Consider the following 19,500-nt stretch of genomic DNA (forward strand, 5'->3'; position numbering starts at 1 on the left):
GCCCGCCGGCCGGCGCCCGATCAGCGCCCGTCCGAAGGCCGGCGTTCCCGCAGGACGTCCGCGTACAAGGCCAGATACTGCCGGGCGACTTCCGGCCAGGCATGCCGCGCCAGAACCCCCCGCATGCCCGCCCGCAGCCGGTCTCGCAGGACGGGATCGGAAATCAGCCGCCGGACCGCCTGCGCCAACTCGTCGGCCTGTTCCGGGTGGCTGAGCACCAGGGCTTCTTCTTCGGCCTTCACGTACTGGGCGAAGCCGCACCAGGGAGCCGGACTGAGGATCACCGGCAGACCGAAGGACATGGCTTCCAGAGGCGCCATGCCGAAACTGTCGTTCAGCGTGGGATGCACATAAAGGTCGGCCGCCTGGTAATACGGCGCCACCTGCGAGGTTTCCGGCACCAGATGAACCCGCCGGCGCACGGCTTCCGGCGCCTGGGCCACGCAATCCCGGGATGCCGCGTTCGCGCCCACCACCAGCAGCAGGACGTCGTCGGGCAATTGCCGCAAGGCCCGCAGCACCGTGGGCAGGCCCTTGCGCAAGGGGTTGCGGGCCACCAGCAGGCACAGGACGCCCTCATCGGGCAGGCCCAGCGCCTGACGGCCCTGGCGCCGCTGTTCCGCCGTGACGGGCGGCTCGGCCGCGACCCCCGGGGGAATGACCGGAATCCGCGTTTCCGCGAATCCATAGGCCTGTCCCAGCTGATGGGCGATCAACTGGGACACGGCGACCGTCCGATGGGCGGGGCGCGGCGCGACGCGGCGGGCCTCCAGCCCCAGGTAGGTCAGCACCCGGAGGCTGACGTGCGACAGCGCGCGCCGCATGAAGGACATGGGCTGCACCCGCCAGCGATAGCGGACCGGCGTGACGTGGATGACTTCCACGTCGCCGCACCAGCCGTTCATGTGGGAATGAACGACGTCGAATCCCCGGCGGGTCCGCCGCGCCGCCCGCCGGGCGAACAGCCAGACCCGGATCCAGCTGGGCCAGCGGCGGCCGACGCGGATCGGATGAAACGGCAGCTGCAGGTCGCAGGCGGGATCGTATTCCCGCGCGAACACCGTGATGCGATGGCCGGCTGCGGCCAGTTCCCGCATCAGCGCCACGCCGTAGGCTTCCGCGCCGCCGAAGCGGCTGCCGAAGCGGTCGACGACGAAAGCGATGGAAAGCCCCGCCGGGGGCTGCGCCCCGTCGGCCGGCCGGGGTTCGTCGGCGCTCATGCCGTCCTCCGTTCCCGCCGCTGGCGCTTGCGGTCTTCCAGCGGGGTCAGGCACTTCTGCAGGAAGCGCAGCAGCAAGGTGGAGCGCATGACCGCCACGCGCGGCAAGGCGAAGAGATCGTCGGTCCGGCGCGCGAGGCCGCCCGAGGTCGTGGTGGCGCTGTCGTAGCCCGCGTTTCGCACGCTGTCCGCCAGGGCGGGCGTGAACTTGCCGTAGGGATAGCAGAAGGCCCGGACCGGCGTCCCCGCGATCTGTTCGAGCGCGTCGCGCGAGTCGCGGATCTCGTTCAGCGCCAGTTCGGGGGACAGGCGCGGCAGCACGGGATGATTCAGGGTATGGGATCCGACCTCGTGCCCCGCCGCCGCCCAGTCTCGAAGCCCCCGAGCGTCCATCAGGGCGGATTCGGGCACGCCCTCGGCCCGGTCCCAGACGTTGGAACCGCCCAATTGCCGGGCGACGAAATAATTGGTGGCCTGGAAGCCGCAGTCCTCCAGGATCGGCACGGCATGGTCCAGGACGTTCTGGTAGCCGTCGTCGAACGTCAGTCCGAAGACCCGCCCCTGCTTGTCGCCGCGCAGATAGGGCATCAATTGCGCCATGGACAGGCCCCGGTAGCCCAGCCGGCGCAGCCAGATCATCTGCCGCCGGAAATCCCGGGGATGCACGGTGAGCCCCCGGTAGGGGGTACCCCGGGGATTGGGCTCGCCAATCTGGTGGTACATGAGAATGGGAATCATGGGCCGATTATATCGAGGCTCGATCAGGCCCGCGCACAGACGCGCTGGTAGAAATCCATCGTCTGCCGGGCCAGCACCGGCAGGGAAAACAGGGCCAGGGCGCGGTCCCTGGCTGCATCGGCCATCGCCACGTCGACCGGCGCCGCCAGCCGCGCCAGCAGCCAGCGATGCAGGAGGTCGACATCGCCCGCCGGAACGATCCAGCCGTCCACGCTGTCACGCACCAGTTCGGGCAGGCCGCCCGCGTTCGACACCAGGGTGGGCAGGCCCATGGACAACGATTCGCAGGCGGCATAAGAGCCGGCTTCCCGGAAGGACAGCACGAAACCGACGTCGCTGGCGGCCAGGACCCGGCGCGGATCGTCCACCAGGCCCGGGAACACGACGTAGGCGCTCATTCCCAGGGCTTCCACTTCCTGCCGCAAGGTGCCGCGCGGCGGGTCCCCCGCCACCAGCACGCGAAAACGCCTGCGCTGGGCGAGGGGCACGCGCGCCAGCGCCTGGACCAGCGTCAGCCAGCCCTTGGCGCGATCCGTCCCGCCCACGCTGCCCAGGACGCACACATCGTCGGGCAGCTCGCCCAGCAATTCGCGCCGCGCCTGGGCGCGAGCGCCGGCGGACTGGGGCCGAAACCAATCCGTGTCGACGCCCAGGCGGACCGTCTGGACCAGGCGCGCGCCATAGCCGGAATCCATCAGCAGCCGGCTGACATAGTCGCAGACGCCGATGGCGCCGTCCGTGCCGGCCCATGCCCGCACCCGGTTGCCCACGCTGCCCACCGGCATGGTGTTGTGCTTGGTCCAGACGATGCGGGGCCGATCGCGCAGGCCCAGGCGGGCCAGCATCAACTGGCGGTGATCGGCGGAACCATTGACGTGCACGAGGTCGAAGCGCTCTTCACGCAGCAGGGCGTGAAGCGCCAGCACTTCGATCAGCATGGGCTTGATGCGCGTGCTGAAAGACGCATTCCAGACCCGCACGCCCGGGATCCGCTGAGCCTGCGCATACAGGCGGCTGGTGGCGGGCGTCGCCACCGTGATCTGATGTTCCCCCTGGAAGGAGCGCGCCAGATTGGAGATATAGGTCGCGTGTCCGCCCCCGTTGTTGGGATGGAAGTTGGTATACAGGATCTTCATGCCTCATCCGCGCTCGCCGCCGGGGGTCGCTTCCCCAGCCAGTACAGTTTGACGTAACGATAAAAGCTGCCCGTCGCCGCCATGCCCGCCAGCACCAGGCCCTGCCAGCCGTCCAGGACGCCGCGCCGCAGCACGTAATGCCGGATGAAGGTCCAGGCGGCATGGCCGAACGGCCCCAGCACTCCGGTCCTGCGGCCCTTCCGATGAGCGGCGAGCGCGGCCTCGGTCGAATAGCGGTTGATCTTGTCGATGAAGATTTCCAGGCTGGCGTAGGGATAATGCAGGAAATGGCCGGACAGGGTCGCCGTCCTTCCGGACACCACGACATGCTCATGGACGGGCGCGTCGGAAAACCGGCCGGCGTCGCGGCGGAACAGGCGCACGACGTAATCGGGCCACCAGCCGCTGTGGCGTATCCAGCGGCCGCAGAAATTGGACAGCCGGGCCACGCGATATGCCTGGGCCTGCGGCGCGGCCAGGGCCCGCGTGATCGACTCGGCCAGCTCGGGCGTGACGCGTTCGTCGGCATCGATGGACAGGACCCAGTCGCCCGTCGCCAGATCCAGGGCGCGGTTCTTCTGCGGCCCGAAGCCGGGCCAGTCGGCGGTGGTCTCCACCCGGGCGCCCCGCTGGCGCGCGATGGCGCAGGTCGCGTCGGCGCTTCCGGAATCCAGGACGATGATCTCGTCCGCGAAGGCGACCGAGTCCAGGCATGCGCCGATGTGCGCCGCCTCGTTTTTCGTGATGACGATGACGGACAGTTTCATGAGCGGGTCCGCGCGACATGCGGGCCAGCCGGCCCCTGCGCCCTAATCGGCATAATGCTGCCCCCGCTTCCAGCGCTTCCAGGCATTGAACGCAGGCCCGATCCAGGGACTGGCGGCCACGCGGATCCTGCGGCCGGTGGACGCGCCCGACGTATTGCGGACCGCGAAACGGAAGATCGAGGCCGGATCCGCGCCCGGCCGGTTGCGGCCGAAGGCCCGTGTCGTGTACAGGTGGCGGAACCCGGCTTCCTGGGCGATGGCGACATAGTCGGCGTCGAAATAGCCCTGGGGCCAGCACAAATGATCGGACGCCGCCCCCAGGTGTTCGGCCAGGCAGGCGCGGGACTGCCGCAGTTCCTGGCGCATCCGTTCGTTCTTGCCGGCCGGATCCTGCTTGTCCCAGCGGGTATGCGTGTGGGTATGGCTGTGGAACTCGCAGACCCCGTCGGCCCGCATGCGTTCGATTTCCGACCAGCGCAAGGCGATGTCGGGGGCCTGGCCCGCCGCCGCCAGCCGCATGCAGCCCGTATGATCGGGCGTGGGCGGCAAAGCCTGCCCGCCCTGCCCCGCGTGGGGCCGGGCCGGCCCCGCGCCGATCCAGCTCGTGACCAGGAAGATGACGGCATGAAAGCCGAATTCCCGCAGCACCGGCCAGGCATGGACATAATTGTCCAGATAGCCGTCGTCGAACGTGATGAGAACGGACCGCGCGGGAGCCGGCGCGCCCGCCAGGTGCGCGGCGAATTCTTCGCAGGTGAGCGTCCGGTAGCCATGGCGCTTGAGCCAGGCCATCTGGTCGCGGAAGTGTTCCGGCGTGACGTTGATGTCGCCGCCCGCGGGCGTGACGTGGTGGTACATCAGGACGGGAACCGTGCAGGCGCGCTTCATCGGACCCGCTCCTGGAGCCAGCCCCGGTAGCAGCGTTCCGTCCGCCGGACCAGGCCTTCCAGGGTGAAGCGGTCCGACTCGCGCACGGCCTTCATCCCCGCCCGGCCCATGGCGCGGCGCCGCTCGGGATCGTCGACCAGCATCCGGATCGCGTCCGCCAGCGCCGTCTGGTCATGCAAGGGCACCAGCACGCCCGTCACCCCGTCCTGAAGCATTTCGGAAACCCCTCCAACGTCCGTGCCGACCACGGGCAGGCCCGCGGCGGCGGCTTCGACGAATACCGTGCCGGAGGCTTCCTGTTCCGTGGCCAGGGCGAACAGATCGAAACCGGCCAGCACGTTCGGGATATCCGTCCGGCGTCCGGCAAAGAGCACTTTATCCTGCAAACCGCGCATTTGCACCATGGTCCGCAATTCTTCCAGGGTCGGCGATCCGTCCCCCACCAGCACCAGGTAGACGTCCGGCCGCCGCAGCAGATCCGCCATGGCGTCGATCAGGGCCCGGTGGCCTTTCTTGGCCCGCATCACGGCCACGCATCCCACCACGACCGCGGAGTCGGGGATGCCAAGTTCCGCTCGCAGGCTGGAATGTTCCACCGGAGGCGGCAGGGGGATGGGCGAGTAGACGGTGGCGACCCGGTCCGGCGCCGCGCCGCATTCCAGCAGCAGGTTTCGCACGTGATCGCTGACCGTCGTGACGCAATGCGGCACCCGGGTGTACGACAGCAGGGAGCCCGGCTTCACCGCCAGATGGCGGGTGCGGACGATCAGGGGCGTGCCGGCCAGGCGCGCGGCCACCCCCGCCAGCAGGGTATCCCGCCGGCTATGGGTGTTCAGGACGTCGAAGCGGCCGTTCTTCAGGATGCGCCGGACCTGGAAGACCCCGCGCGCGTAATTGCGCGGACCGTCCATCATCAGGGTGTGGACCTGGAAGCCCTCGTCGCGCAGGCGCTGCGTCAGGCGGGCATGCGGCTGGCACAGGGCTTCCATGTGATGCCCCGCCGCCCGCATCGCGCGCATTTCCTTGAAGATGCGGTTCTCCTGGCCTCCGAACCCGGTGGCCGCCTCGGAATGCAGGATGCGCAACGGTTCCATCATGCGGACAGCCCATGATGATGGTGATGGATGCGGAAGCGGATGTTGTGCAGCAGCCGCCACACCGTATCGCGCGCCTTGTAGGCCTCGCGCCGCACCTTGTCCGTCAGCGGCAGCGGGGATTCCGCGTCCGCGCCCGTGATGTCCGAGGGCGATTCATGGTCCTGGGCCACGCACGCGGGCCGGATCGCGATGTTCTCCACGCCATGCTCATAGAAGCGGAACATCATGTCGTCCACGGGGTAGATCCAGGTCCGGCCGCCGTCCAGCAGCGCGCGCGCGCCTTCGGGCGCCAGCAGATAGGCCACGGAGCAGGAGTGCCGCTTGAGCTTGCGCGTCAAGGCGAAGGGCCCCACCCGCCCGACCAGCGTGAAGGCGTCCCGGCCCGGCCGGTCGTATTCATGCAGCCAGATGAAGGGCCAGGCCCCGAGCAGCGCCTGCGCATGCTCGAGCATGTCCGGGAAATTGCCCTTCAGGATCGCGTCGTCCTCGACCACGATCAGGGGCCGGCCGGAATCGGCGCATTCCTGCCAGAGCAGGTAATGGCTGGCGAAACAGCCCAGCTGGGACGGCATCAGGTCGCGGCCGCGCCCTCTCACCCGGGCGCGCGCGACGGGGTCGTAATGGGCGAACAGCGGATGGTCGGGCCGCTGCCTGCCGTTGACGGCGTCCAGGAAGCTGTAGCCGGAGATCCCCAGCCGATCGAACTGGCCGGCGATCCGCTGCCGCCGGTCGGGCCGGGACGCCAGGCTGATGATGCGAATGGGGATCGTGTTCATCCGTAGTAGACCTCGACCTGATCGTAGGACAGCCACTGCCGCGCGCCGGCGATCAGGGCATCGTCCATGCGCACGCGCCAGTCGTCGCCCAGGCGCAGCAGGCAGGAGAAGCCCGGGCGGCGCAGCCGCAGCTCGACCGGCACGCCGGCGTCCTCCGAGCGCCACGGGTTCAGCAGTTCCTGCAGCTGCGCGGGTTCCAGGGCGTCGGGCACCGACAGGCGCAGGCTGCGGGCGCGGGTTTCCCGGATGCGCTGCAGGTCGTACAGGTCGTCCGCCGACACGCGCAGGCCGCCGGAATAATCGTCGTGGCTGACCCGGCCCTGGATGACCAGGGGACGGTCTTCTTTCAGGCTGTCGCGGTACTGCTCGTACATCTCGTTGAAGATGGCGATCTCGATCTGCGCGGTGCCGTCGTCCAGCAGGGCGTACAGCATCTTGCCGCGCCGCGTCATGCGGGGCCGCACGGCCGCCAGCACCCCCGCCAGCCACTGCGGGCCGCGCGAAGGCGCCAGGCGGGCCAGCGGCGTGGGCGCCACCCGGCGGATCTCGTCGCGCCAGGCATCGAACAGGTGGCCGCTGAAATAGAAGCCCAGGGCGGTCTTTTCTTCGGTCAGGTGGGTCTGCAGATCCCAGGGCGCGACCCGCGCCAGTTCGCCCGCCACCAACTGGTCGGACTCATCGGCGAAGAGCGAGCACTGATTGGCATTGCGTTCCGCCTGTTCGGCGGCTTCGATGGCGCTGCCCAGGGTTTCCAGCAAGGCGGCCCGGTTTTCCTCCAGCGTATCGAAGGCGCCGGCGCGGATCAGGGCCTCGATGGTGCGGCGATTCACCGTATGGCGATCCACCCGGGCGCAGAAATCGAACAGGCTGGCGAACGGCCCGCCGGCTTCCCGCGCCGCCAGGATGGCCTCGACCGCGGACTGCCCGGTGCCCTTGACCCCGCCCAGGCCGTAGCGGATGGTGCGCGGCGGCTTGCCCTGGGCCGTGTGATCGTCGGCCACGGGCGCGAAACGATAGCCCGAGGCATTGACGTCGGGCGGCAGGACGGCCACGCCATTGGCCACGGCATCGCGCCAGAACACCTGGATCTTGTCGGTGTCGTCCATGTCCGAGAGCATGGTGGCCGCCAGGAATTCCGCCGGATGGTAGCGCTTGAGCCAGGCCGTCTGGTAGGAAATCAGCGCGTAGGCGGCCGAGTGGCTCTTGTTGAAGCCATAGCCTGCGAACTTTTCCATCAGGTCGAACAGGTGGGCCGCCAGGTCGGCGTCGTAGCCTTTCTTGACGGCGCCCTCCTGGAAGATGACCCGGTGCTTGGCCATTTCCTCGGGCTTCTTCTTCCCCATGGCGCGGCGCAGCAGGTCGGCGCCCCCCAGGGAATAGCCGCCGATGATCTGGGAAATCAGCATCACCTGTTCCTGGTAGACGATGACGCCATAGGTGCTCTTCAGCACCGGTTCCAGATCGGGGTGGAAGTAATCGACGTCCGCGCGGCCGTGCTTGCGGTTGACGAAGTCGACCACCATGCCCGATTCCAGGGGGCCGGGCCGAAACAGCGCCAGCAAGGCGATCACGTCTTCGAAGGTATTGGGCTGCATGCTTTTCAGCAGCTCTTTCATGCCCCGCGATTCCAGCTGGAAGACCGCCGTGGTGTTGGCCGACGACAGCAGGGCATAGGTTTCGGGATCGTCGAGCGGCAGGCTCATGATGTCGAAATCGCGCATGCCCGGATTGAATTCCCGCACGTAGCGCACGGCCCAGTCCAGGATGGTCAGGTTGCGCAGGCCCAGAAAGTCGAATTTGACCAGGCCGACGTCTTCCACGTCGCCCTTGTCGTATTGCGACACGACGCTGGATTCGCTGCCCGGCTGGCAGTACAGCGGCGTGTAATCGGTCAGCTTGCCCCGGGCGATGATCACGCCGCCGGCGTGCATCCCGATGTTGCGCGTCAGGCCTTCCAGGGGCCGGGCCAGGTCGATCAGGGCGTGGATCTCCTCGTCCGTGTCGTAGCGTTCCTTGAATGCCGGCTCGTTTTCCAGGGTGCGGTCCAGCGTCCAGGGGTCGGCCGGATTGAAGGGGATCATCTTCGACAGGTTGTCGCAGACGCTGTAGGGCATTTCCAGCACCCGGCCGACGTCGCGCACCACGGCCTTGGCGCCCAGGGTGCCGAAGGTCGCGATCTGGCTGACGGCGTCGCGCCCGTACTTTTCCTTGACGTATTCAATGACGCGTTCGCGGTTGTCCTGGCAGAAGTCCACGTCGAAGTCGGGCATGGAGACGCGTTCGGGATTCAGGAAGCGTTCGAACAGCAGGTCGTAGCGCAGGGGATCGAGATCGGTGATGCCCAGGCTGTAGGCGACCAGGGAGCCGGCCCCCGACCCCCGGCCGGGACCGACCGGAACCCCGTGGCTCTTGCCCCAGTTGATGAAGTCCTGCACGATCAGGAAGTAGCCCGGGAACCCCATGCCGACGATCGTCTTGCATTCCAGGTCCAGGCGTTCCTGGTAGGCGGGCATCTGGCGGGCGCGCTCGTCGGCGTCCGGATACAGCTGCAGCATGCGGCGCTGCAGGCCTTCATTGGCCAGATGCACCATGTAGTCGTCCAGCGACACGCCGTCGGGCGTCGGGAACAGCGGCAGTTCCGGGTGGCCCAGCGTCAGGGTCAGGTTGCAGCGCCGCGCGATCTGAGCGGTATTGGCCAGCGCCGAGGGCACGTCGGCGAAACGCCGGGCCATCTCGTCGCTGCCGGGCATGTACTGCTCGGGCGTGAAGCGCTTGACCCGGCGCGGATTGCCCAGCAGTTCGCCTTCGGCGATGCAGACGCGGGCCTCGTGGGCGCGGAAGTCTTCCGGCTCGACGAACTGGATGGGATGGGTCGCCACCACCGGCAGGCCGCAATCGGCCGCCACCCGCAGGGCCGCCTGGACGTAGGCCTCGTCGCCCTCGAATCCGGCGCGCTGCAGTTCGATGAAATAACCGCCCGGAAAATCCGCCGCCCACTGGCGAGCCAGGCGGCGGGCTTCGTCGAGCCGGCCGGCCTCCAGCGCATGGCCGACGTCGCCCGCCCGAGCCCCGGACAGCGCGATCAGGCCGCTTTTCCCGGACAGCCATTCGCGGCGCAGCTCGGCGCGTCCGCTCTGGCTGTTTTCCGTCCAGGCGCGGCTGAGCAGTTCGCACAGGTCCAGATAAGCGGTGTGATCCGTGGCCAGCAGCAGCAGGCGAAACGGCTTGTCCGCGTCATCCGGGTTGCCCAGCCAGACGTCGCAGCCCGCGATCGGCTTGATCCCGGCCTTGCGGGCCGCCTTGTAGAACTTGATCCAGGCGAACAGGTTGGCCAGGTCCGTCAGGGCCATGGCCGGCTGGCCGAAGGCCTTGGCGCGCTTGACCAGGTCGGGGATGCGGGCAATGCCGTCCACCACGGAAAATTCGGAGTGGCTGCGCAGGTGAACGAACGGAGAGGATACGGTGGACATCGTCATGCGGGGATTGTACTGAAGGGACGCCTATCGGGGCATGGCCGACCAGGCCTTTTGCAGGCGCTTGACCGAAACCGGGAAAGGCGTGCGCAAGGTCTGGGCGAACAGGGCGACGCGCAATTCTTCGAGCTGCCAGCGAAAGGCGTCGAGCTGCGCGTCCGGAGCGCCCTTCAGGGCCGCGCGCGCCCGCTGCCAGGGGGCGATCAGGGGAGCCATCTCGGCCATCAGGCGGGCGTCCCGGGCGGGGTCCTCCCGCAGCTTGTCGATCCGCATCTGCGCCGCCTTCAGGTAACGAGGCAAATGTTTCAATTGGTCCGCGGGCGTCCTGCGGATGAAGTCCCGCCCGACCAGGGCGTCGAGCTGCAGGCGGATGTCCTGCTGCGCGGACGGCCAGGGCTTGGCCTGCGGCAGTTTCTTCTGCAGGGCGGCCCGTTCCTGCAGGATGGCGGCGGCCAGCCGGGACAGTTCCTGCGCCAGCAGGCTCAGCCGCGCGCGCCCTTCTTCGCAGCGGCGGGCGAAGGACTCGGCATCCTCGGGCCAGGGATCCATCAGGCAGGCCTGCCCGATGGCGGCATCGATCAGCTGGTCGCGCAATTCCTGCTGCGTGCCCAGGTCCATGTACCACATGGCCATGCGGGTCAGCTCCGGCAGGTTCTTTTCCAGGTAGCGGACCTGTTCGCGCAAGGCCAGGCGAAACAGGCGGCGCAGGCCGTCGGCATGCACCCGGCGGGCTTCCTGCGGGTCGTCGAACACGTCCAGATCGCAGGACTCCCCCCGGTCCCGCAGGGCGGGATAGCCGATCAGCGACTGCCCGCCCCGCTGGATCTCCAGCAGTTCGGGCAAGGCGCCGAAAGTCCAGGCCGTCAGGCCCTCGTGGTCCAGGACCTGGGCGGCGGCGCGATCGCGCGCGGCCACCTGCTGGAACGAGGCCTGGGCCTGGCGGCCGTGCTCGGCCCGCAGCTGATCCAGGCTGCGCCCCCCCGACAGCATGCGGCCGTGTTCGTCGACGACCTTGAAATTCATGAACAGGTGCGGCGGCAGGGTTTCCAGCTTGAAGTCGGTGGCCTGGATGCGCACCTGGCGCTGCTCCCAGACGTCCTGGATGATGGCCTCCAGCAGCCCCATGCCCGGATCGGCGGCGCGTTCGAACCAGCGGTCGTGGAAGCCCGCCGCGTAGTCCGGCAAAGGCACGCAATGGCGGCGCAGCTTCTGCGGCAGGGACTTCAGCAGCAGATGGACTTTTTCCTTCAGCATGCCTGGCGCCAGCCATTCGCAGCGCGCGGCGTCGATCTGGTTCAGGGCGAACAGCGGCACGGTCAGGGTCATGCCGTCGCGCGGCGAGCCGGGCTCGAAGTGATAATCCACCGCCAGCTCGACGCCCGCCCACTGCAGGCGGCGGGGGAAGACGTCGGTCGTGACGCCCGCGGCGTCGTGCTGCATCAGGTCGTCGCGATTCAGGTTCAGGCGCCTGGCCGCCTGGGCGTCCAGCGTGCCGACCCAGGCTTCCAGCGTCGCCGTCTGGCTGACGTCGGCGGGAATCTGCTGGTCATAGAAGGCGTAGATCAAGGCATCGTCGACCAGGATGTCCGGGCGGCGGCTTTGGTGTTCCAGCCGCTCGATGGAGGCGATCAGCTTCCGGTTGTGGGCGATGAAAGGCAGCTTGCTGTCGATGTCCCCGGGGACCAGGGCGTCGCGGATGAAGATCTCCCGGGCCGCCTTCGGATCGACGCGGCCGTAATGAACGCGGCGTCCCGTATAGACCGGCAGGCCATAGACCGTGCCGCGCTCGTTGGCCACGACCTGGCCGGCCTTTTTTTCCCAGCGCGGATCGGACCAGGCCTTTTTCAGCAGATGCGCCCCCGCCCGCTCGACCCAGACGGGCTCGATCTGCGCCACGCAGCGCGCGTACAGGCGGGTGGTCTCGACCAGTTCGGCGGCCAGCACCCAGCGGCCCGCCTTCTTCTGCAGGGACGAGCCCGGATGGATGGCGAAACGGATGTCCCGCGCGCCCTGGTACAGATTGGCGTCGTCGGCTTTCATGCCGATATTGCCCAGCAGGCCCGCCAGCAGGGCCATGTGGATCTGCTCCCGGGTGGCCGGCGTCTGGTTCAGCCGCCAGCCCTGCTCCCGCGCCAGGGTCAGCAGTTGCACATGGGTGTCGTGCCATTCGCGCAGGCGCACGGGAGACAGGAACTTCGCGCGGATCTGGTCCACCAGCTTGCGCTGCGAGGCCTTGTGCGCGACCTGTTCCCCGTACCACTCCCACAACTTCAGCCAGGCGAGGAATTCGGACTGCTTGTCGCGGAACTGCGCATGAGCGTTGTCGGCGGCCTCGCGGGCCTGCATGGGCCGGTCGCGCGGATCCTGGATGGACAGGGCGGACGCGATGACCAGGACTTCCGTCAGGCACTGCTGTTCGTGGGCCGCGAAGATCATGCGGGCCACGCGCGGGTCCACCGGCAGCTTGGCCAGGGACCGCCCCACGGCGGTCAGGCGGTTCTGCTCGTCCAGCGCCCCCAGTTCCTGCAGCAGCTGGTAGCCGTCGGCGATGGCCCGGCCCGTGGGCGGTTCCACGAAAGGAAAGGCTTCCACGTCGTCCAGGCGCAGCGCCTTCATGCGCAGAATGACCGCCGCCAGCGAGGAGCGCAGGATTTCCGGATCGGTGAACGCGGGCCGCTGCTTGAAGTCCTGTTCGGCGTACAAGCGGATGCAGACGCCGGGGCCCAGGCGGCCGCAGCGCCCCGCCCGCTGATTGGCCGAGGCCTGGCTGATGGGTTCGATGCGCAGCTGTTCGACCTTGCTGCGCCAGGAATAGCGCTTGATGCGGGCCAGGCCGCTGTCCACGACGTAGCGGATGCCGGGCACCGTCAAAGAAGTTTCCGCCACGTTGGTGGCCAGCACGATGCGCCGGACATTGCCGCGCGGGTGGAAGATCTGTTCCTGCTCGGCGCGCGACAGGCGGGCGTACAGGGGCAGCACCAGGGCGCCGGCCGGATGGCGCTTGCGCAGGGCCTCGGCGCACTCGCGGATTTCCCGCTCGCCGGGCAGGAACACCAGCACGTCGCCCGGCCCGTGGCGGGCGCATTCATCCACCCCGTCGGCCACGGCGTCGACCAGGTCGCGTTCTTCATCGCCCCGGCCGGCGGCCGGCGGCTCGCCGTCGGGATCGTCGGGGCGCACCGGCCGGTAGCGCAGCTCGACCGGATACAGGCGTCCGGACACCTGGAGAACGGGCGCCGGCCGGTCGGCCTCGCCGAAGTGCCGGGCGAAGCGGTCCGCGTCGATGGTGGCCGACGTGATGATCAGTTTCAGATCCCGGCGGCGGGTCAGCAGGCGCTTCAGGAAGCCCAGCAGGAAATCGATGTTCAGGCTGCGTTCGTGGGCCTCGTCGATGATCAGGGTGTCGTAGCGGCGCAGCAGGGGGTCGCGCTGGGTTTCCGCCAGCAGGATGCCGTCGGTCATCAGCTTGATGGCGGTGGCCGGGCCGGTGCGTTCGCCAAAGCGGATCTGGTAGCCGACCCAGTCGCCCAGCTCGGTGCGCAGTTCCTCGGCCACGCGCTGCGCCACCGACGTCGCCGCCAGCCGGCGCGGCTGCGTATGGCCGATCATGCCCCGCCGGCCCCGCCCCAGTTCCAGACAGATCTTGGGCAGCTGCGTGGTCTTGCCCGAGCCGGTTTCGCCGCAGACGATGACGACCTGATGCTCGCGGATCGCCTGGGCGATGTCCTGGCGGCGGGCGCTGACGGGCAGGTCCTCCGGATAGGCGATGGCGGGCAGGGGGCGGTCCCCCGCCCCGGAAGAAGGCGCGGACCGGACGGAACCGGAGGGCTGTGACGATTTTTCTGGCAAGACGATCATTTCCGCAAATGGGGCCCCGGACACGGCCAGAGAGAACGCGGCGGGAGCGACCCGCCGCCTCATCCCCCAGCCGAGGACAATCCCTCATTATAATTTCGGGGTTCAGCCCAACCGTTGTCTGCGACATTTGCCATGAATGCACCCGAGATCGACACCTATTCCGCTCAGGACGCCCCCGAATTCGCCCCCGCGCAATTCGTGCGATGGTTTCGCGAAGTCGCTCCCTACGTGCACGACTTCCGGGGCAAGACCTTCGTGGTGGCGCTGGGCGGCGAACTGATCGAGGACGGCGGCCTAGAGGCCCTGGTGGCCGACCTGTCGCTGCTGTCCGCCCTGGGCATCAAGCTGGTGCTGGTCCACGGATCCCGCCCGCAGGTCAACGAACAGCTGCGGCTGAAGGGCTATTCCATGCAATTCGGCCGGGGCACGGAGCCCACCAGCCCCGAAGCCCTGGAATGCGCCAAGGAAGCCGCCGGCGAAATCCGCCTGGACATCGAGGCGGCCTTCAGCCAAGGGCTGCCCAACACGCCGATGTCGCATGCCAAGATCCGCGTGATCTCGGGCAATTTCGTGACCGCCCGGCCGGTGGGCGTGATCGACGGCGTGGATTACAAGCGGACCGGCACCGTGCGCAAGCTGGACATCGACGCGATGCACAGCGTCATCAGCCAGGGCGCCATCGTGCTGCTGTCCCCGCTGGGCTTTTCACCCACGGGCGAGGCCTTCAACCTGGCCATGGAAGACCTGGCCACCAACGCAGCCGTGGCCCTGCGGGCGGAAAAACTGATCTTCCTGACGCAGAACCGCACCGTGACCGAAACCGACGGCTCGGTCGACACCGAGCTGGCCCGCAAGGACGCCGACGACCTGCTGGCGCAGGACGTGCTGGACGAAGACACCAGCGCCTTCCTGCGCCACGCCTCGCTGGCGGTCAAGCGCGGGGTGGCCCGGGCGCACCTGGTGCCCTACACGCTGGACGGCAGCATCCTGCTGGAAATCTTCACCCACGACGGGGTCGGCACCATGGTGGTGGAAGACACGCTGGAAGACCTGCGCCCGGCGCTGGCCGACGACGTGGGCGCCATCGTGCAGCTGATCGAACCGCTGGAAGCCGACGGCACGCTGGTGCCGCGCGGCCGCGCCGTGATTGAGCGCGACGTGGAGAAATTCACCGTGCTGGAACACGACGGCGTCATCTACGGCTGCGTTTCCGTCATTCCCTACGTGGACGAAGGCATGGCCGAAATGGCCTGCCTGATCGTGCATCCCGAATGGCAGGGCACCGGAGACGGCGAAAAGCTGCTGCGCCACGCCGAAGCCTCCGCCCGCACGCTGGGCGCGCGGCGCCTGTTCGTCCTGACCACCCGAACCTCGCACTGGTTTCTGAAGCGCGGCTTCGTGCAGGGCGGCGTGTCCGACCTGCCCCACGAAAAGCGGGCGCACTACAACCACTCGCGCAACAGCCTGGTGTTCATCAAGCGGCTCTGACGCGCCGGCCAGGGCCACACAGGAACCCGGAATGAAGATTCTCGTCACCGGCGGCGCCGGATTCATCGGCTCGGCCCTGATCCGCCACCTGATCTTGGCCACCTCCCACGCGGTCGTCAACGTCGACAAGCTGACCTACGCCGGCAACCTAGAATCGCTGGCCCCCGTCGCCGACGACCCCCGCTACGCTTTCGAGCATCTGGACATCTGCGACGCGGCCGGGCTGGACCGCGCGTTCGCCCGGCACCGGCCGGACGCCGTCATGCACCTGGCGGCCGAATCCCACGTGGACCGCTCCATCGACGGCCCGGCGGCCTTCGTGCAGACCAATGTCGTGGGCACCTACACGCTGCTGGAAGCCGCCCGCCGCCACTGGAACACCCTGGACGAACAGGGGCGCGGCAGGTTCCGCTTCCATCACATTTCCACGGACGAGGTCTACGGCGATCTGGCGGGCACGGACGATCTGTTCACCGAAGCCACGGCCTACGCCCCCAGCTCCCCCTATTCCGCCAGCAAGGCGGGTTCGGACCACCTGGTGCGCGCCTGGCATCGCACCTACGGCCTGCCGGCGCTGGTGACGAACTGCTCAAACAATTACGGCCCCTGCCACTTCCCCGAGAAACTGATTCCGCTGGTGATCCTCAACGCCCTGGAAGGCAAGCCCCTGCCCGTCTACGGCCAGGGCCTGCAGATCCGCGACTGGCTGTACGTCGAAGACCACGCTCGCGCCCTGCTGCGCGTGGTCGAGGCCGGCGCGCCGGGCGACACCTACAACATCGGCGGCCACAACGAACAGCGTAACATCGACGTGGTCCGGGCGATCTGCGAACTGCTGGAGGAACTGGCGCCGGACCATCCCGCGGGCGTGGCGCGCTATCGCGACCTGATCGTCCACGTGGCGGACCGGCCCGGCCACGATCTGCGCTACGCCATCGACGCCGGGAAGATCGAGCGCGAACTGGGCTGGACGCCGCGGGAAACCTTTGCCAGCGGACTGCGCAAGACCGTCCAGTGGTACCTGGGCCACCGCGACTGGTGCCGCCGTGTGCAGGACGGCAGCTACCAGCGGCAGCGCCTGGGCCTGGGCGCCGCAGCGGCCGACCGGACCGCGTCCGCCTGATGTCCGACGCCACGCCCCGAAGCGGCCCGCGCATCCTGGTGACGGGCGCGGACGGCCAACTGGGCCGGTCCCTGCAGGCCCTGGCCGCGCACGATTCCGGCCCGGCCGTCTATGCCTTCGTCAATCGCGCCCAACTGGACATCACCGATCCATCCGCCCCGGACCGCTGGCTGGACGCGCACCCCGCCGACCTGCTGATCAACGCCGCCGCCTACACGGCGGTGGACCGCGCCGCCGTCGAGAAGGACGCGGCCCTGGCCGTCAATGCCAGGGCGCCCGGCCTGCTGGCCCGTTGCTGCGCCGCGCGCGGCATCCGCCTGCTGCACGTCTCCACCGACTACGTCTTCGACGGCGCGCTGGACCGCGCCTACCGCGAAACCGACGAGCCGCGCCCGCTGAACGCCTATGGGCGCAGCAAGTGGCTGGGCGAACAGGCCATTCTGGACGCAGCCGCCGATGCGGTGATCCTTCGCACCAGCTGGGTCTTCAGCGCCTGGGGCGGCAATTTCGCGCGCACCATGCTGCGCCTGGGCGCGCGGCATGAACACCTGCGGGTGATCGACGACCAGATCGGCGGACCGACCTGGGCGGGACACCTGGCCACGGCCCTGCACCGGCTGGCGCTGCGATCCCAGGGCGGCGGGGCAACGGCGCATCAGCCCCATAGCGACGAGACGATCACGCCTTCGCCCATTCCGGGCGGCGTCTACCATTTCGCGGGCGCCCCTTGGGTCAGCTGGCATGGCTTCGCGCAGGAGATCTTCATCCGGGCCCTGGCGCTCGGGCTGATCCCGCGCCTGCCCGCGGTCGAGGCCATCCCGGCGCGGGACTGGCCCGCCCCCGAGCCCCGGCCCGCGAATAGCCGCCTGGACTGCGGGCGGCTGGAAGCGCTGCTCGGACCGCTGGACCGCGATTGGCGCATCGGCCTGGACGAGGCGCTGCGGACTTGGAAAGCCGCGCAACCGCTACAATGAACGATTGTCCATCCGAACAGCGAGATTCCCGACCATGGCCCGCATGATCCACTGCCACAAACTGAACCGCGAAGCCCCCGGCCTGGACTATCCGCCCTACCCCGGCGACCTGGGGGTGCGCATCTGGCGCGAGATCTCCAAGGACGCCTGGGCCAAATGGCTGGACATCCAGACCCGCCTGGTCAACGAGAACCACCTGAGCCTGGCCGATCCCGAGGCGCGCAAATTCCTGGCCGAACGCATGAAGGCTTTCCTGTTTGAAGATCAGGATGTCGAGGCGCAGGGGTACACGCCGCCCTCGGCTTGAACCGGCAGGTCCGGATACAAAGAAACCCCGCCATGGCGGGGTTTTTTGCGCATGCCGGCCGTCATTCCCGGGGTTCGGGCGGCTCGCCGCGCGCCAGGCGTTCGGTGTTGGTCACGCCGGTGTGGCGCACGTCGTCGCCGCGCACCATGTAGATGACGCGCTCGGCCATGTTTTTCGCGTGGTCGCCGATGCGCTCCAGCGCGCGGGCGATGAAGATCAGGTCGATGGACCGGGAAATGGTGCGCGGGTCTTCGATCATATAGGTGATGATGTGGCGCAGGGAGGCCTTCCATTCCTTGTCCACGTCCTTGTCGTTGCGCACCACTTGCGCGGCCGCGACCGGATCCTCGCGGGCGAAGGCGTCGAGCGCGGCCCGGATCATGGCCGCCACGGCGTCGGCCATGTGGCGCAGTTCGATCACGGGCTCGTAGGACGAATCGCTCTCGTGCAGGCGGCGGGCGACCTTGGCGATCTTTTCGGCTTCGTCGCCGCAGCGTTCCATGTCGGTCAGCATTTTCGACACCGACAGCAGCAGCCGCAGGTCGACGGCCGTGGGCTGGTTGCGGGCGATCAGCAGGCTGATGCGCTCGTCGATGTCGATCTCGAACTGATTGACCTGGCGCTCGTGTTCCCGCACGCGGTCCACCAGCTGCAATTCGCCTTCGGCCAGCGCCTGGATGCCGTCGAGCACCATGGATTCGACCAGGCCGCCCATCTGCAGGAACATGGAGCGCGTGGCTTCGAGTTCGCCGTGAAATTGTTTGTTGGTATGTTCCAGCATCGGGGGACCTCTTTGCCTGCCGTCCAGGCGATTTCAACGAGGGCACAGCGTACCATCACGCCTGCCGCTTGGAAAGAAACCCAGCATAGCAGGCGGATATGACAGACGTGTGACGGTCAGTCGTCCTGCAGTTCCAGCCGGGACACCCCATCCTGACCCGCCACCAGGGCCACCTGCGCCCCCGAAATGGCGAACAGGCCGCAGCAGACGACGCCGGGGATGTTGTTCAGCATGGCCTCGAAGGCGGCGGGATCGCCATAGCGCAGGCCCGACACGTCCAGGATCTGGTTGCCGTTGTCGGTCGTGAAGCCTTCCCGCAGGACCGGCTGGCCGCCCAGTTGGCGGACTTCGCGGGCGACGGCCTCGCGGGCCAGGGGGATGACCTCGATGGGCAGCGGGAAGGCGCCCAATCGATCCACCAGCTTGGATTGATCGACGATGCAGACGAAGCGGTCGGCCACCGACGAGACGATCTTTTCCCGCGTCAGCGCCCCGCCTCCGCCCTTGATCATGTTCAGTTGCCCGTCGATCTCGTCGGCGCCGTCCACGTACAGCGCGGTGGAGACGACCTCGTTCAGGTCCAGCACCTGGATGCCGGCCGCCTGCAGACGGCGGCTGCTGCGCTCGGAACTGGACACGGCCGCCCGGAACGCCCCGCGGTGGCCTGCCAGCAGATCGATGAAACGGTCCACCGTGGACCCGGTCCCCACCCCCAGAATGCTGTCGGGCTGCAATTGCGGCAGCACGTAATCGAGCGCGGCCTGGGCGACCTGTTGCTTGAGTTCATCCTGGGAAAACATGGAGAGGCATCCGTTCAGTGTCAGAAAGACCTGTATTTTACGAGCTGATGCGAAAAGACCGGTGGATCCAGGTAA

General features: G+C 68.3%; 15 protein-coding genes. 4 read left to right on the forward strand and 11 right to left on the reverse strand.

Annotated elements, in window-relative coordinates; translation table 11 throughout:
* Positions 1-20: 20 nt before the first annotated feature.
* Genes Q0263_RS07605 through hrpA form a run of 9 tightly spaced genes read right to left on the reverse strand, consistent with a single transcriptional unit; the run spans position 21 to position 13,871 of the window.
* Complete coding sequence (locus tag Q0263_RS07605) at positions 21-1,220, reverse strand: glycosyltransferase family 4 protein (protein ID WP_298014987.1); 1,200 nt, start codon at positions 1,218-1,220, stop codon at positions 21-23.
* Complete coding sequence (locus tag Q0263_RS07610; protein ID WP_298014989.1) at positions 1,217-1,957, reverse strand: polysaccharide deacetylase family protein; 741 nt, start codon at positions 1,955-1,957, stop codon at positions 1,217-1,219. Before Q0263_RS07610 ends, Q0263_RS07605 begins: the two co-directional genes overlap by 4 nt.
* 23 nt (positions 1,958-1,980) lie before the next feature.
* Positions 1,981-3,093: a glycosyltransferase gene (locus Q0263_RS07615; protein ID WP_298014991.1), complete on the reverse strand. Its 1,113-nt coding sequence runs from the start codon at positions 3,091-3,093 to the stop codon at positions 1,981-1,983.
* The gene (locus tag Q0263_RS07620) at positions 3,090-3,860 is read right to left on the reverse strand and encodes a glycosyltransferase family 2 protein (RefSeq protein ID WP_298014993.1); all 771 of its coding nucleotides are present in this window, start codon (positions 3,858-3,860) and stop codon (positions 3,090-3,092) included. The genes Q0263_RS07615 and Q0263_RS07620 overlap by 4 nt, the downstream gene beginning before the upstream one ends.
* A 42-nt stretch (positions 3,861-3,902) precedes the next feature.
* Entirely contained in the window at positions 3,903-4,748 is an 846-nt protein-coding gene (locus Q0263_RS07625; RefSeq protein ID WP_298014995.1) for a polysaccharide deacetylase family protein, read from the reverse strand.
* Complete coding sequence (locus tag Q0263_RS07630; RefSeq protein ID WP_298015672.1) at positions 4,745-5,842, reverse strand: glycosyltransferase family 4 protein; 1,098 nt, start codon at positions 5,840-5,842, stop codon at positions 4,745-4,747. Before Q0263_RS07630 ends, Q0263_RS07625 begins: the two co-directional genes overlap by 4 nt.
* Positions 5,842-6,621, reverse strand: a complete 780-nt coding sequence (locus tag Q0263_RS07635; RefSeq protein WP_298014997.1) for a glycosyltransferase family 25 protein — start codon at positions 6,619-6,621, stop codon at positions 5,842-5,844. Before Q0263_RS07635 ends, Q0263_RS07630 begins: the two co-directional genes overlap by 1 nt.
* Positions 6,618-10,091: a DNA polymerase III subunit alpha gene (gene dnaE / locus Q0263_RS07640; protein WP_298015673.1), complete on the reverse strand. Its 3,474-nt coding sequence runs from the start codon at positions 10,089-10,091 to the stop codon at positions 6,618-6,620. Before dnaE ends, Q0263_RS07635 begins: the two co-directional genes overlap by 4 nt.
* A 30-nt stretch (positions 10,092-10,121) precedes the next feature.
* A complete protein-coding gene (gene hrpA, locus Q0263_RS07645) occupies positions 10,122-13,871 on the reverse strand; it encodes an ATP-dependent RNA helicase HrpA (RefSeq protein ID WP_298015674.1) in 3,750 nt (1,249 codons plus the stop codon).
* Positions 13,872-14,084: 213 nt separating this feature from the next.
* Here hrpA and argA point away from each other — a divergent pair, with 213 nt between their 5' ends.
* From argA to Q0263_RS07665, 4 genes are read left to right on the forward strand one after another with little or no spacing between them, the layout of a single operon-like run.
* Positions 14,085-15,440, forward strand: coding sequence for an amino-acid N-acetyltransferase (argA, locus tag Q0263_RS07650; protein WP_298014999.1), 1,356 nt, complete (start codon positions 14,085-14,087; stop codon positions 15,438-15,440).
* A 31-nt stretch (positions 15,441-15,471) separates the two neighbouring features.
* Positions 15,472-16,563 carry a dTDP-glucose 4,6-dehydratase gene (rfbB, locus tag Q0263_RS07655; protein ID WP_298015001.1) on the forward strand — a complete coding sequence of 364 codons (1,092 nt, stop codon included), beginning with the start codon at positions 15,472-15,474 and terminating at the stop codon, positions 16,561-16,563.
* Positions 16,563-17,537 carry a dTDP-4-dehydrorhamnose reductase gene (gene rfbD, locus Q0263_RS07660; RefSeq protein ID WP_298015003.1) on the forward strand — a complete coding sequence of 325 codons (975 nt, stop codon included), beginning with the start codon at positions 16,563-16,565 and terminating at the stop codon, positions 17,535-17,537. Before rfbB ends, rfbD begins: the two co-directional genes overlap by 1 nt.
* Before the next feature lie 34 nt (positions 17,538-17,571).
* Positions 17,572-17,844 carry an oxidative damage protection protein gene (locus Q0263_RS07665; protein WP_298015005.1) on the forward strand — a complete coding sequence of 91 codons (273 nt, stop codon included), beginning with the start codon at positions 17,572-17,574 and terminating at the stop codon, positions 17,842-17,844.
* 61 nt (positions 17,845-17,905) lie between these two features.
* Here Q0263_RS07665 and phoU read toward each other — a convergent pair whose 3' ends face one another.
* On the reverse strand, positions 17,906-18,625 hold the full coding sequence (phoU, locus tag Q0263_RS07670; protein ID WP_298015007.1) for a phosphate signaling complex protein PhoU: 720 nt from the start codon (positions 18,623-18,625) through the stop codon (positions 17,906-17,908).
* A gap of 116 nt (positions 18,626-18,741) precedes the next feature.
* Positions 18,742-19,425 (reverse strand): ribose-5-phosphate isomerase RpiA, encoded by a 684-nt coding sequence (rpiA, locus tag Q0263_RS07675; RefSeq protein ID WP_298015009.1) that lies wholly within the window; start codon positions 19,423-19,425, stop codon positions 18,742-18,744.
* Positions 19,426-19,500: the final 75 nt, after the last annotated feature.

The organism is uncultured Castellaniella sp. (genome assembly GCF_937988725.1).
Taxonomy (GTDB): domain Bacteria; phylum Pseudomonadota; class Gammaproteobacteria; order Burkholderiales; family Burkholderiaceae_B; genus Castellaniella.

Excerpts from the sequence above, each read along its gene's own strand:
- Q0263_RS07605 (WP_298014987.1), bottom strand. The coding sequence starts at position 1,220 with ATGAGCGCCGACGAACCCCGGCCGGCCGACGGGGCGCAGCCCCCGGCG.
- Q0263_RS07610 (WP_298014989.1), bottom strand. The coding sequence starts at position 1,957 with ATGATTCCCATTCTCATGTACCACCAGATTGGCGAGCCCAATCCCCGG.
- Q0263_RS07615 (WP_298014991.1), bottom strand. The coding sequence starts at position 3,093 with ATGAAGATCCTGTATACCAACTTCCATCCCAACAACGGGGGCGGACAC.
- Q0263_RS07620 (WP_298014993.1), bottom strand. The coding sequence starts at position 3,860 with ATGAAACTGTCCGTCATCGTCATCACGAAAAACGAGGCGGCGCACATC.
- Q0263_RS07625 (WP_298014995.1), bottom strand. The coding sequence starts at position 4,748 with ATGAAGCGCGCCTGCACGGTTCCCGTCCTGATGTACCACCACGTCACG.
- Q0263_RS07630 (WP_298015672.1), bottom strand. The coding sequence starts at position 5,842 with ATGGAACCGTTGCGCATCCTGCATTCCGAGGCGGCCACCGGGTTCGGA.
- Q0263_RS07635 (WP_298014997.1), bottom strand. The coding sequence starts at position 6,621 with ATGAACACGATCCCCATTCGCATCATCAGCCTGGCGTCCCGGCCCGAC.
- dnaE (WP_298015673.1), bottom strand. The coding sequence starts at position 10,091 with ATGTCCACCGTATCCTCTCCGTTCGTTCACCTGCGCAGCCACTCCGAA.
- argA (WP_298014999.1), top strand. The coding sequence starts at position 14,085 with ATGAATGCACCCGAGATCGACACCTATTCCGCTCAGGACGCCCCCGAA.
- rfbB (WP_298015001.1), top strand. The coding sequence starts at position 15,472 with ATGAAGATTCTCGTCACCGGCGGCGCCGGATTCATCGGCTCGGCCCTG.
- rfbD (WP_298015003.1), top strand. The coding sequence starts at position 16,563 with ATGTCCGACGCCACGCCCCGAAGCGGCCCGCGCATCCTGGTGACGGGC.
- Q0263_RS07665 (WP_298015005.1), top strand. The coding sequence starts at position 17,572 with ATGGCCCGCATGATCCACTGCCACAAACTGAACCGCGAAGCCCCCGGC.
- phoU (WP_298015007.1), bottom strand. The coding sequence starts at position 18,625 with ATGCTGGAACATACCAACAAACAATTTCACGGCGAACTCGAAGCCACG.
- rpiA (WP_298015009.1), bottom strand. The coding sequence starts at position 19,425 with ATGTTTTCCCAGGATGAACTCAAGCAACAGGTCGCCCAGGCCGCGCTC.